The sequence below is a fragment of the Limnohabitans sp. TS-CS-82 genome (assembly GCF_002943475.1).
Genome location: NZ_PTQX01000021.1, coordinates 15,708 through 28,186, shown reverse-complemented (window position 1 = coordinate 28,186; position 12,479 = coordinate 15,708). Strand labels below are relative to the sequence as shown.

At 56.6% G+C, this 12,479-nt stretch carries 15 protein-coding genes; 12 read left to right on the top strand and 3 right to left on the bottom strand.

The window, feature by feature from the left end; all coding sequences use genetic code 11:
* The first annotated feature begins 5 nt into the window (after positions 1–5).
* Genes C5F52_RS27445 through leuB form a run of 3 tightly spaced genes read left to right on the top strand, consistent with a single transcriptional unit; the run spans position 6 to position 1,902 of the window.
* Entirely contained in the window at positions 6–140 is a 135-nt protein-coding gene (locus C5F52_RS27445) for an entericidin A/B family lipoprotein (protein ID WP_104801556.1), read from the top strand.
* Entirely contained in the window at positions 140–784 is a 645-nt protein-coding gene (gene leuD, locus C5F52_RS27440; protein WP_104801555.1) for a 3-isopropylmalate dehydratase small subunit, read from the top strand. Before C5F52_RS27445 ends, leuD begins: the two co-directional genes overlap by 1 nt.
* A 32-nt stretch (positions 785–816) precedes the next feature.
* Positions 817–1,902 (top strand): 3-isopropylmalate dehydrogenase, encoded by a 1,086-nt coding sequence (gene leuB / locus C5F52_RS27435; protein ID WP_104801611.1) that lies wholly within the window; start codon positions 817–819, stop codon positions 1,900–1,902.
* Positions 1,903–1,950: 48 nt separating this feature from the next.
* Here the strand turns inward: leuB and C5F52_RS27430 are convergent, their stop codons facing one another.
* A complete protein-coding gene (locus C5F52_RS27430) occupies positions 1,951–2,238 on the bottom strand; it encodes an addiction module antidote protein (RefSeq protein ID WP_104801554.1) in 288 nt (95 codons plus the stop codon).
* A gap of 410 nt (positions 2,239–2,648) precedes the next feature.
* Here C5F52_RS27430 and asd point away from each other — a divergent pair, with 410 nt between their 5' ends.
* From asd to C5F52_RS27385, 9 genes are all read left to right on the top strand, one after another.
* Positions 2,649–3,779, top strand: a complete 1,131-nt coding sequence (asd, locus tag C5F52_RS27425; protein ID WP_104801553.1) for an aspartate-semialdehyde dehydrogenase — start codon at positions 2,649–2,651, stop codon at positions 3,777–3,779.
* Positions 3,780–3,802: 23 nt separating this feature from the next.
* Positions 3,803–5,464 (top strand): FimV family protein, encoded by a 1,662-nt coding sequence (locus C5F52_RS27420; RefSeq protein WP_104801552.1) that lies wholly within the window; start codon positions 3,803–3,805, stop codon positions 5,462–5,464.
* A gap of 3 nt (positions 5,465–5,467) precedes the next feature.
* Positions 5,468–6,265 carry a tRNA pseudouridine(38-40) synthase TruA gene (gene truA, locus C5F52_RS27415; protein ID WP_104801551.1) on the top strand — a complete coding sequence of 266 codons (798 nt, stop codon included), beginning with the start codon at positions 5,468–5,470 and terminating at the stop codon, positions 6,263–6,265.
* Complete coding sequence (locus tag C5F52_RS27410) at positions 6,262–6,942, top strand: phosphoribosylanthranilate isomerase (protein ID WP_104801550.1); 681 nt, start codon at positions 6,262–6,264, stop codon at positions 6,940–6,942. The genes truA and C5F52_RS27410 overlap by 4 nt, the downstream gene beginning before the upstream one ends.
* Before the next feature lie 83 nt (positions 6,943–7,025).
* Positions 7,026–8,315 (top strand): tryptophan synthase subunit beta, encoded by a 1,290-nt coding sequence (gene trpB / locus C5F52_RS27405; RefSeq protein ID WP_104801549.1) that lies wholly within the window; start codon positions 7,026–7,028, stop codon positions 8,313–8,315.
* Positions 8,316–8,323: 8 nt separating this feature from the next.
* Positions 8,324–9,133, top strand: a complete 810-nt coding sequence (gene trpA / locus C5F52_RS27400) for a tryptophan synthase subunit alpha (RefSeq protein ID WP_104801610.1) — start codon at positions 8,324–8,326, stop codon at positions 9,131–9,133.
* 74 nt (positions 9,134–9,207) lie between these two features.
* Positions 9,208–10,080: an acetyl-CoA carboxylase, carboxyltransferase subunit beta gene (gene accD / locus C5F52_RS27395; protein ID WP_104801548.1), complete on the top strand. Its 873-nt coding sequence runs from the start codon at positions 9,208–9,210 to the stop codon at positions 10,078–10,080.
* 60 nt (positions 10,081–10,140) lie between these two features.
* Positions 10,141–10,770, top strand: coding sequence for a hypothetical protein (locus tag C5F52_RS27390; RefSeq protein WP_104801547.1), 630 nt, complete (start codon positions 10,141–10,143; stop codon positions 10,768–10,770).
* A gap of 28 nt (positions 10,771–10,798) precedes the next feature.
* Positions 10,799–11,443 carry an aspartyl/asparaginyl beta-hydroxylase domain-containing protein gene (locus C5F52_RS27385; protein WP_161499778.1) on the top strand — a complete coding sequence of 215 codons (645 nt, stop codon included), beginning with the start codon at positions 10,799–10,801 and terminating at the stop codon, positions 11,441–11,443.
* Here C5F52_RS27385 and C5F52_RS27380 read toward each other — a convergent pair.
* Together C5F52_RS27380 and C5F52_RS27375 are read right to left on the bottom strand one after the other, a co-directional pair.
* Positions 11,391–12,212, bottom strand: coding sequence for a GNAT family N-acetyltransferase (locus C5F52_RS27380; protein ID WP_104801545.1), 822 nt, complete (start codon positions 12,210–12,212; stop codon positions 11,391–11,393). The genes C5F52_RS27385 and C5F52_RS27380 overlap by 53 nt on opposite strands.
* Entirely contained in the window at positions 12,209–12,469 is a 261-nt protein-coding gene (locus C5F52_RS27375) for a hypothetical protein (protein ID WP_104801544.1), read from the bottom strand. Before C5F52_RS27375 ends, C5F52_RS27380 begins: the two co-directional genes overlap by 4 nt.
* Positions 12,470–12,479 lie beyond the last annotated feature (10 nt).

The window sequence follows — 12,479 nt, the reverse complement described above, 5'->3', positions numbered from 1 at the left end:
TCGCTATGAACAAACTTCTGTTGATCGCATTAGCCCTCGTGGCCGTGGTGGGCCTCAGCGCTTGTAACACGATGCGCGGCATTGGCCAAGATGTGCAAAAGGCCGGTACGGCCATTGAAGACGCAGCGAAGAAAAAATAATGCAGAAATTCACTTTACACAAAGGCATCGTGGCCCCCATGGACCGCGAGAACGTCGACACCGACGCCATCATCCCCAAGCAGTTTTTGAAGTCGATTCGCAAGACGGGCTTTGGCCCCAACTTGTTTGACGAATGGCGCTATTTGGACCACGGCGAGCCCGGCCAAGACCCCGCCAGCCGCAAGCCCAACCCCGACTTCGTGCTGAATCAGCCGCGCTACAAAGGCGCATCGGTGTTGTTGGCCCGCAAGAACTTTGGCTGCGGCTCGTCACGCGAACACGCGCCTTGGGCGATTGACCAATACGGTTTCCGTGCCGTGATTGCCCCGAGCTTTGCCGACATCTTCTTTAACAACTGTTTCAAAAACGGCTTGCTGCCCATCGTGTTGCCCGAAGCCGCGATTGACCTGTTGTTCAACGAAGTGCACGCCTTCCCCGGCTATGAGTTGACGATTGACTTGGAAAACCAAGTCATCGTGCGCCCCCAAGGCGAGACCATTCCATTTGACGTACAAGCCTTCCGCAAATACTGCTTGCTCAACGGTTTTGACGACATTGGCCTGACCCTGCGCCAGTCCGACAAGATCAAAGCCTTTGAAGCCGAGCGCTTGGCCACCAAGCCTTGGTTGGCTCACACGATGTAACGCACACGCACGCACAAAACAAGAAAGCACACATGAAAATCGCAGTTCTCCCCGGTGATGGCATCGGTACCGAAATCGTCGCAGAAGCCGTCAAAGTTTTGAATGTCTTGGACTTGAAGTTCGAGATGGAAACCGCCTTGGTCGGTGGCGCAGCGTTTGACGCGCATGGCCACCCCTTGCCCGAATCCACGTTGAAGTTGGCCATGGCCTCTGACGCGGTGTTGTTCGGCGCTGTGGGCGATTGGAAATACGACACCCTCGACCGCCCTCTGCGCCCCGAGCAAGCCATTTTGGGTCTGCGCAAAAACATGGGCCTGTTTGCCAACTTCCGCCCTGCCATTTGCTACGAGCAATTGGTGAGCGCATCGAGCTTGAAGCCTGAGCTGATTTCAGGCCTCGACATCCTCATCATCCGTGAATTGACCGGCGACATTTACTTTGGCCAACCCCGCGGCCGACGCGTGGCCACGGACGGTCACTTCCCAGGTGCCGAAGAAGCGTTTGACACCATGCGCTACAGCAAGCCCGAGATCGAGCGCATTGCCCACGTGGCTTTCCAAGCCGCCCGCAAGCGCAAAGCGGCTGGCAAAGAAGGCCGCGTGACCAGCGTGGACAAAGCCAACGTGCTCGAAACCTTCCAGTTCTGGAAAGACGTGGTGAGCGAAGTGGGCAAAGAGTACCCAGACATCGCCCTCGACCACATGTACGTGGACAACGCCGCCATGCAACTGGTCAAAGAGCCCAAGCGCTTTGACGTGGTGGTGACCGGCAATATGTTTGGCGACATCTTGAGCGACGAAGCCTCCATGCTGACTGGCTCGATTGGCATGCTGCCCTCAGCATCTTTGAACAGCAAAAACCAAGGTTTGTACGAACCCAGCCACGGCAGCGCCCCCGACATCGCTGGCAAAGGCGTGGCCAACCCCTTGGCCACCATCCTCAGCGCCGCCATGATGCTGCGCTTTAGCTTGAACCAAGCGGCAGCCGCTGACCGCATCGAAACTGCTGTGAAAGCGGTGTTGGCCCAAGGCCTGCGCACCCCTGACATCTACAGCGAAGGCACCACCAAAGTGGGCACGGCTCAGATGGGTGATGCGGTGGTGAAGGCTTTGCGTTGATTCGACGTAACCTTGGTAACGAAAAACGCGCCTTTTGAGGCGCGTTTTTTATTGGGGTGTTGCGTGAAGCCGAAGCCCCAAAGCGTGAACTACTTTGATGATGGTCGCCAGCTCTGGGTTGCCTGTGGACGACAAAGCTTTGTAAAGGCTTTCACGGCCAAGCCCCGTATCGCGAGCCACTTGAGACATACCCTTTGCGCGCGCAATATCGCCTAACGCTGCAGCAATCAAAGCGGAATCGCCCTCCTCTAACGCTGCCTCTAAATAGGCCGCCATATCTTCTTCGGTTTTGAGATGCTCTGCAGCATCCCAAGTGCGGGTTGCGTTGTTTGCCATGTTTCTCTCCTAAAGCATCTTCGCCAATTCGCGCTCTCGCCGTTCGGTCACGCAGCGAAGCAAACCAGCGAGCGTAGTGTTCGGTTTGCCTGATTTCAATCGTGGCTTGATTGTATTCCATGGGATACATTCAATCAACATATCAAGGCAGCGGTTAAAGACTTCCTCAAAAATCTGTCAGCCAGCCACAAGAACCCATCCACTACAATCGCACACATGTTTCACGCCCGCTCGTTCTCTCTGAACTTCGCTGCCCCCGCACTGGTGGCGGCGCGCGCGCGTGCAATCACCATCAAAACCACGACCATTAAGGGCTAAACAGCTCCGGTTCGTCGTGCGCCCCCGGCCAGACGAGCCGGGCAAACAGTCAGGTCTGGCACTGTTTTCTACATTTGAAAAGGCGTTGAAAAATGAGCAAGTTAGTAGGTTTAGTCGGTTGGCGTGGCATGGTCGGCTCGGTGCTGATCGACCGCATGGTTCAAGAAAAAGATTTCGATCTGATCGAACCCGTGTTCTTCTCCACGTCGAACGCTGGCGGCAAAGCCCCCGCACAAGCCAAGAACGAAACCACGCTCAAAGACGCCAACGACATCGAAGCTTTGAAGAAGTGCGACATCGTGCTCACTTGCCAAGGCGGCGACTACACCAAAGAGGTGTACCCCAAGTTGCGCGCTGCGGGCTGGAACGGCCACTGGATTGACGCAGCCTCTAGCCTGCGCATGGCCGACGACGCCGTGATCATCTTGGACCCCGTCAACCGCAACGTGATTGACGCGTCCTTGGGCAAAGGCGGCAAAAACTGGATCGGCGGCAACTGCACCGTGAGCTTGATGCTCATGGGCTTGGGCGGCTTGTTCCAACACAACATGGTCGAGTGGGTCAGCGCCATGACCTACCAAGCGGCTTCGGGCGCGGGCGCACAAAACATGCGCGAATTGCTGAGCCAAATGGGCGCTTTGCACGACGCCGTCAAAGACGACTTGGCCAACCCCTCGTCTGCCATCTTGGACATCGACCGCAAAGTGGCAGCCACCATGCGCAGCGCCAAGTTCCCCACCAAAAACTTCCGCAACACCGCCTTGGCTGGCAGCTTGATCCCTTGGATCGACGTGCCCGTGGAGCACGGCCAAAGCAAGGAAGAGTGGAAGGGCGGCGCTGAGTGCAACAAGATTTTGGGTAACCCAGCGTTCCGCACAGCGGGCTCAATCCCCATCGACGGTTTGTGCGTGCGCATTGGCGCCATGCGCTGCCACTCGCAAGGTTTGACCATCAAGCTGAAAAAAGACGTGCCCATGGACGAGATCGAAAGCATCTTGGGCCAAGCCAACGACTGGGTCAAAGTGGTGCCCAACGTGCGCGAAATCAGCGAACGTGACCTGACACCCGCTGCCGTGACCGGCACTTTGACCGTTCCCGTGGGCCGTTTGCACAAAATGGCGATGGGCAACGACTACTTGGGCGCGTTCACCGTGGGTGACCAATTGCTGTGGGGTGCTGCCGAGCCATTACGCAGAATGTTGCGAATCTTGCTAGAAAGTTAACAAAAAGAGTTAATATAGCAAATATGAAAAGTCCTGCTTACACCCGTTCTTCACTGTTCAAACGTTCCGCAATTTGTGCTGCTTTGGCATTTGGCCTCGCTGGCAGTGCCCATGCCTTAACGTTGAGTCGTCCCAATGTTCAATCCAAGCAAGGCGAAGCTTTGCGGGCTGAAATTGACATCATCGACCTCACGACCAGCGAAGAAGTTGATTTGCAGGCCAGCTTGGCAAGCCCTGAGGCTTACCGCGCTGCGCGCATGGAGCTCCCTCGAAGCAACGGCAACGCCATTGACGTGCAAGTGCAACTGTTGCGCCGTCCTGATGGCCGTCCGTTCCTCAAAATCAGCAGTTCACAAGCCCTAGCGGCCAACTTCATAGACGTGCTGTTGGAGCTGCATTGGGCCACGGGTCGCTCGCTGCGCGATGTGAGTTTGTCGCTGGACGATGGCCGTCACACCGCTACAAAATCTCAGCCGCCCCTGTTGATGCCTCCCGATGTTCGGCCCACAGCAGCTGCAGGCAGCACAAATACTGCGCCAGCACCACGCCCACAACCCACACCCACGCAAGTCGACAACCGCATTGGCGTGCAACAAGGCGACACGGCAGGGGCTTTGGCTAAACAGAACTTGGTGTCAGGCGTCTCGTTAGACCAAATGTTGCTGGCCATGCTGCGCAGCAACCCATCCGCGTTCATCGAGTCCAACGTCAACCGCCTCAAAACCGGTGCTTTGTTGAAGCTGCCTTCTGCGCAAGAGGCCACCAGCGTGTCTCGTGAAGAGGCTCGCAAAGCCATCAAGATTCAAGCCGAAGACTTCCGCGAATACCGCGCCCGTCTGGCCGCCACCAAGCTCGGTGGCGACGTGCCCAAAGCGGCGCGTGCAGCGGAAGGCAAGTTAGAAGCCCAAGTCAGCAACAAAGCAGCCGTCGAAGAAGACAAGCTGACGCTGACAAAACCCGGCAAAGGCGCCGCTGAAGAAAAAGTTGTCAAGCAACTTGAAGTGCAAGACGTGGCTTCGCGCGCGTCTGAAATCAGCCAAAACATCGCTGACCTGAGCAAACTCGTAGCAGCCGCCACATCGAACGCATCAGGGGCGGGCCCCGTGGGCGCCACAGTGGTGATCGCCCCCCCGCCCGACACAGCCAGCGCCGAAGACTTCAACGAAGACACGCTCAAAGCTTGGATGTCTCACCCCTTGGCACCTTTGGGGGCTGGTGGTTTGGTGTCGATCATGGCCATCATCGGCCTGTGGCTCAGCCGTGGTCGCAAAAACGCCAAGCTTGAAGAAACCGAAGAGCTGCCACCGCTCAATGTCAACTTCGACTTGGATTTGCCACAGTTTGACAACGACGCCAGCCACCGCCAAGACCCCTCGCACGACGAGCCTTCTGGCGCATCGCATGCGCCAAGCGTCGAAGCAGAGGCAGCCGCCCACCAAGCCGCAGCCCCCGCTTCGCCACCGGCACAACCGGCGGCACGCCCCACCATGACCATGCCCAGCGTTTCGTTGGATCTGGACTTGGCGACTGAAACCGCCCCCTTCCAAGTCCGTGTCGACTTGGCCGAGGAACTTTGGAAATTGGGCCAACACCACACCAGCCGCGCGCTGATGGAAGAGGTGATGCAAGAGTCCAAAGGCGCCACTCAAGCCAAAGCCAAACAATGGCTGGCTGACCGAGAGTAAAACATGCGCTTGGCCATGGGCTTGAGCTACAACGGCCAAGCCTACGAAGGGTGGCAAAGCCAGTTGTCTGGCAAGACGGTGCAAGACCGTCTTGAAGCCGCCCTTCAAAAATTCACCCAAACACGCGTTCAAACCCTGTGCGCGGGTCGCACAGACTCCGGTGTGCATGGCCTCATGCAAGTGGTTCACTTTGACACCGACCTAGACCGCACAGCTCAGTCGTGGGTGCGTGGCACCAACCGCTATCTGCCCCTCGACATCGCTGTGCAATGGGCGCGCGAAGTGCCCCGTGAATTCCACTGCCGAGGCAGCGCCATTGCGCGACGCTATGCCTATGTGTTGCTCGAATCCGCGGTACGACCCAGCGTCGAGGTGGGCCGTGTAGGCTGGATCTATCGCCCACTTGACCTAGAAGCCATGCAAAAAGCCGCCCAGTATTTGATGGGCGAACATGACTTCACCTCATTCCGAGCGTCCAGCTGCCAAGCCCTGACGCCCGTCAAAACCATGACGCACATCGCGATCAGCCGCAAAAGCACCTCGCCCAACACCGCCTATTGGCGCTTTGAGTTTGAAGCCAGCGCGTTTTTGCACCACATGATTCGCAACCTCATGGGCTGCTTCGTGAAGATCGGCACCGGCGACAAACCACCCGAGTGGATGGCCGACGTGCTGGCCGCCCGCGACCGCGATGCGGCCGCTCCCACCTTCAGCCCCGATGGCTTGTACTTCTTAGGCCCCCGCTACGAAGCGCACTGGGACTTGCCCGATCGCACGGCTGCGTATGATTCGCTGCCATGAACCGCACCCGCATCAAAATCTGTGGCCTCACCCGTGAGCAAGACGTCGCCGTGGCCGTGGCGGCTGGCGTCGATGCCATTGGCTTTGTGATCTATGCCAAAAGCGCACGCGCCGTCACGGCGGAACGGGCAGGCGAATTAGCCCGTCTGCTGCCTGCCTTTGTCACGCCGGTGTTGCTGTTTGTGAACGAAACGCACGAGGCCATCGCCCAAGCCTGCGCCCAAGTACCGGGCGCGTGGCTGCAATTTCATGGTGACGAAACGCCTGAAGAATGCCGCCAAATCGCCCAAAGCTTGGGCCGCCGATGGCTACGTGCTGCGCGCATTCCCCTAGAACCCGCGCCGGACGAGCCTGCGTTTGACCTCGTAAAATACGCGCAAGATTACTCAGACGCCCAAGCAGTGCTGCTCGACGCCCATGTCGACGGTTACGGCGGCGGCGGCAAAACATTCAATTGGTCACAGCTTCCTCCAAACGTCAACGCTCACCTCGTCTTGTCTGGTGGACTCAACGCTGCCAACGTGACAGACGGCCTGCGTGCGCTGCGTGACCGCGGCTTGTCGCTCGCGGTCGACGTGAGCTCCGGCGTGGAATCGGCCAAAGGCATCAAAGATGCCGCCAAGATTCACGAATTCGTCAGAGCCGTACGCGCAGCCGACGCAGAGCACCCGCTCTGAACCATCTCCCCCTTTTTTGTTTGAAGCTCTTGGGCTGACTGCGATGACAGCAGTTAGCACTAGACATTTTTTGCAGGCAACCTATGTCGAACTACCAACAACCCGACTCACGAGGCCACTTTGGCATTTACGGCGGCAGCTTCATCAGCGAAACGCTGACCCACGCCATTGAAGAACTCAAAGACGCGTACGCCAAATACCAACACGACCCCGAGTTCATCGCTGAGTTCAAGTCAGAACTCGCTCACTTTGTGGGCCGCCCTTCGCCCATCTACCACGCAGCCCACATGAGCCGCGAAATGGGTGGTGCGCAAATCTTCTTGAAACGTGAAGACCTGAACCACACCGGCGCACACAAGATCAACAACACCATCGGCCAAGCCATGCTCGCCAAGCGCATGGGCAAGCCCCGCGTGATTGCCGAAACTGGCGCGGGCCAGCACGGCGTGGCCACCGCCACCATTTGTGCGCGTTACGGATTGGAATGCGTGGTCTACATGGGCGCAGAAGACGTGAAACGTCAGAGCCCCAACGTGTACCGCATGAAGCTCTTAGGCGCGACCGTCGTGCCCGTGGAGAGCGGCAGCCGCACCCTCAAAGACGCGTTGAACGAAGCCATGCGCGACTGGGTGGCCAACGTGGACAACACCTTCTACATCATTGGCACTGTGGCGGGGCCTCACCCCTACCCGATGATGGTGCGCGACTTCCAAAGCGTGATTGGCGAAGAGTGCCTCACGCAAATGCCAGAGATGTTCAAGAGCCTCAAGATGGCCGAAGAACAACCCGATGCCGTGGTTGCCTGCGTGGGCGGCGGCAGCAATGCCATGGGCATCTTCTACCCCTACATCGACCACGCCAACACCCGCCTCATTGGCGTGGAGGCCGCTGGCGAAGGCATGGACACCGACCGTCACTCGTGCTCGTTGCAGCTGGGCGCGCCCGGCGTTTTGCACGGCAACCGCACCTACATCTTGCAAGACGAGAACGGCCAAATCACCGAAACGCACAGCGTGAGCGCTGGCCTCGACTACCCCGGCGTGGGCCCCGAGCACGCGTTTCTTAAAGACATTGGCCGCGCCGAGTACGTGGGCATCACCGACAAAGAAGCGTTAGAAGCCTTCCACTACCTGTGCCGCACCGAAGGCATCATCCCTGCGCTGGAATCCAGCCATGCCATCGCCTACGCCATGAAGCTGGCCAAGACCATGAAGCCCGAGCAGTCCATCTTGGTCAACCTCTCGGGCCGTGGCGACAAAGACATTGGCACCGTGGCCGACCTGAGCAACGCAGACTTCTTCTGCCGCCCCAGCTGCCAAGGCCAATCGGTCAAGGGCGGCCCTGCCGAACAAACCATGAAATTTGTGAAGTGAACCGCACCATGAGCCGTATTGACGCCACCCTCGCCGCCCTCAAGGCCCAAGGCCGCAAAGCCCTCATCCCTTATGTGATGGCTGGCTTTCCGCAAGCCAACATCACGCCCGCGCTCATGCACGGCATGGTGGATGCAGGCGCTGACATCATCGAACTGGGCGTTCCCTTTAGCGACCCCATGGCCGATGGCGCTGTGATTCAAAAAGCAGGCGAAGCCGCGCTGCGTTTTGGCATTGGCACAGCCCAAGTGCTGGACATGGTGCGTGAGTTCCGCCAAACCAACACCACCACCCCTGTGGTGCTGATGGGCTACGCCAACCCCGTGGAGTGCTACAACCTCAAGCACGGCGCAGATTCGTTCGTCAAAGACGCTTCTGCTGCAGGCGTAGACGGCGTACTGATCGTCGACTACCCACCTGAAGAGTGCGAAGAGTTCGCCGCCACCTTGCGTGCGCACAGCATGGACCTGATCTTCTTGCTCGCACCCACCAGCACCGACAAACGCATGGAACAAGTGGCGCGCATTGCCAGCGGCTATGTGTACTACGTCTCGCTCAAAGGCGTGACGGGCGCTGGCAACCTTGACACTGATGCCGTCGAAGCCATGCTGCCGCGCATTCGCCAGCATGTGCACATCCCCGTGGGCGTGGGCTTTGGCATTCGCGATGCCGCCACCGCCAAAGCCGTGGGCCGCGTGGCCGATGCCGTGGTGATTGGCAGCCGCATCATCCAGCTACTCGAAGCCGCGCCAGCAGGCCAAGAAGTGGCTGCTGCGCATGCATTTTTGACTGGCATTCGCCAGGCTCTGGACGCTTAACGCGCCCCATTCAGCCGCACCGACCCCGCCCGTTAAAATCAATCAATTCCAAAAGAACTGACGAAAGGCTCACCATGAGTTGGCTCGAAAAACTGCTTCCCCCCAAAATTCAACACACCGACCCCGCAGACCGCCGCAGCGTGCCTGAAGGCGTGTGGGTCAAATGCCCCAGCTGCGAAACCGTGCTCTACAAGAGCGACTTGCAGCAAAACAACAACGTTTGCCCCACCTGCAGCCACCACCACCGCATGGGTGCGCGTGAACGCCTCAATATGTTCTTGGACGGCGAAGGTCGCTATGAGATCGGCCAAGAAGTGGTGCCCGTTGACGCCTTGAAATTCAAGGACAGCCGCAAGTACCCCGAGCGCCTCAAAGAAGCCATGAACAACACCGGCGAAACCGACGCCTTGGTGGTCATGGGCGGTGCGGTGCACAACATCAACGTGGTTGTGGCCTGTTTTGAATTCGACTTCATGGGCGGCTCGATGGGCTCGGTCGTGGGCGAGCGCTTTGTGCGCGGCGTGCACACCGCCATCGAACAAAAAGTACCCTTCATCTGCTTCACCGCCACCGGCGGCGCGCGCATGCAAGAGGGCTTGCTCTCGCTCATGCAAATGGCCAAAACCAACGCCTCGCTCACCCGCTTGGCCAAAAAAGGCTTGCCTTACATCAGCGTCTTGACCGACCCCACCATGGGCGGCGTGTCCGCTGGCTTCGCCTTCTTGGGCGACGTGGTCATCGCCGAACCCAAAGCGCTGATCGGTTTTGCTGGCCCCCGCGTGATTGAAAGCACCGTGCGCGTGACCTTGCCAGAAGGCTTCCAACGCGCCGAGTTCTTGCAGCAAAAAGGCGCCATCGACATGATTTGCGACCGCCGCGAACTGCGCAAAACCATCGCCAGTACCTTGGCTATGTTGCAACGCCAGCCAGCTGACGCGGTGGCTTGACGTTTAGGATTCGTCCATTCCTTTACACCCGTGCGCACTCAGGAGCTCAATTACTACCCAATGCTTGATGAAGTAGCTTCGCAAGCTTGGGCGAAATTGGTGCTCTCCGTCCCATCACAATGGACGCAGCGCCATCCCTCCGTGCCGTTCTTTACACTCGGTATGGCCGCGTACCTAGATGCCAAATCTACGGCTGCAATGCCATCAAGTATTTATGCGCAGCGTAGCGTTCGTGATGCATCAAACGCCATTCTGATGGCACATTTCGAGCCCTTGTACGATCAGCTTTGCCATGCAATAGGTCAATACTTTGGCGTGGATGCTCATCTCATTGCTGACCAAGCAGCCCTCCCAGGGTTTCACATTCACCTGCCCCATCCCGTATTTGCCAATGAGGTGGCGAGCGTGCATCGTGACCTGCAATTTCAACAGGTGTTCCCACTTGAATCGTTCGAACCTCATGAGGTCTTCACTTTCACATTGCCTATTTCTATTCCGCCAGGCGCTGGATTGAACCTGTGGATTGAGGGTGAAAAACAGTTCCATCCGTACCGAACGGGTGAACTCGTGATCCACTCCGGCCTGAAAACGCACCAAGCAGCCTTGTGTTGCGCCGGCAATGTGGTGCCACGAATCGCGCTACAAGGACATGGTGTGCTTCGAAAAAATACTGTGGCGCTATATTGGTAGTTGCCAAAACTTGTCAAAGAATCGCACCATGACGCTCCCATCCGAGCCAGCTTTTTGGAACGACCACCTGCACCAGGTTCCTTTGTGCGCTGAACTTCGGCATTACTTTTCAACGATTCAAAGTGAAATTAGAAACTTCATAGATGCAGCGCATCCATTTATGGCTTATCCCAAATATGCCAACCTTTATACAAACACTTGGGATGCATTTCCACTTTCTAAATTTCAAAATGAATTTGCAGAGCTTTCTCAAAAAAATCTCAACTTCAATTTAGATCGAATCGTTGCTTTTACGCGGAATCGATTGCCCACGCTTTCTGGTTTGATCACTGCTTTGGAACAAGAGGGACATTTAAGCAATGTGTTTGTGAGCCGTTTGTTACCCGGCTCCGTGATCAACCCGCACAGAGGTTGGACGCCAGATTTCTTGCGGATTCATCTGGCTTTGTACGCCGATCCTTATTGCCGAATCACCGTTGGCAACGAAACCCAAACTTGGATTGAAGGGGAGTTACTGGCATTCAAAGATGGAGGCCCCTATCTGCACCAAGTTCGTCATGACGGAACATCAGAACGGATTATCTTGTCGCTCGATCTGTCACTCAACTATCTCGAACAATTTATCCCCGGAATTTCTCGCTCGTCGATCGGGGCCAATGGCGTCGGGTCGTGAGAAAGTCACCCCTCGCTTCGCGTCCGATATATCGTTGAATAAAACGCCCTGCCAAAAATTCTTCGTAGAGCAACGATATCTGTATGAGGTCTAAGTAGCGCTGATCCGACTCACTCCAAACGGCCTGTCGGATGACCCCCTCACGTTGAAATCCAAACCGTTGCTGCAAATTAGCGGCGCTTTCGTTGGTGTCGTAAATCAAACCTTGAACTTTGTTCAGCCCGAGCGTGTTGAAGGCAAATGACAAGCTTGAAAAATAAGCATCCGCAACCAAGAAGGAACTGTCGAATTCAGGCAGGATTCCCATGATCTGCTCAGCCGTTCGGTTCTTAAAGTTGATATTCACAAACATGGACAAACCAATGGGCTGATCGTCTTTGTAAATCACCCAAGTAATCGACCGTGATTCTGGAATGATTGCATTGGCCTCATTTGTCAAAATCAGCATCAGATCGCGCGGCGTCAAATTGGGCGGTAGATGTTTGAGTTGATATGCAAAATCTTTTTGCACGACCAAAGACCATAAAAACTCAAAATGGTCTGGATTTCGCCTCTCTAAGCGAATAGCACCAAACTCAATAGGTTTCCACCAGACTGCGTCATACCAGTCGCGCAAGGCCTGAAGTCCGGCCTCTTCTGGAAATCTATGCGTTAGGTTAATGATCGTTGATTGAGCTTGAGCCAAGCCTTGTTGAGAGCGAAGCCGAGACAACCAGTCTCGAATCGCATCGACATCCGGCGGCATCTGAGAGTTGAATGCGGGAATCATGCAGCGGATGCAGTTCCAGCCGGAGGTGCGGCCACGGGCACAGCGCCTTCAAACGGTGACTGATTCAGTGCATAACTGGTCATTGCCGAATCAAGCAAGCGACCCACATGGTCTCTCGACAATTGAAACGTCCCTAGCTGCATCTTCAACCGCTCGACCTCACTGTCAATATAGGACAAGAACTTTAAGTGTGTCTTGATCTCCTCATTGAGTGCATCGAATTCATAAGTCACCCCATTAATTTTGACCAACGGCATAAAAATATCC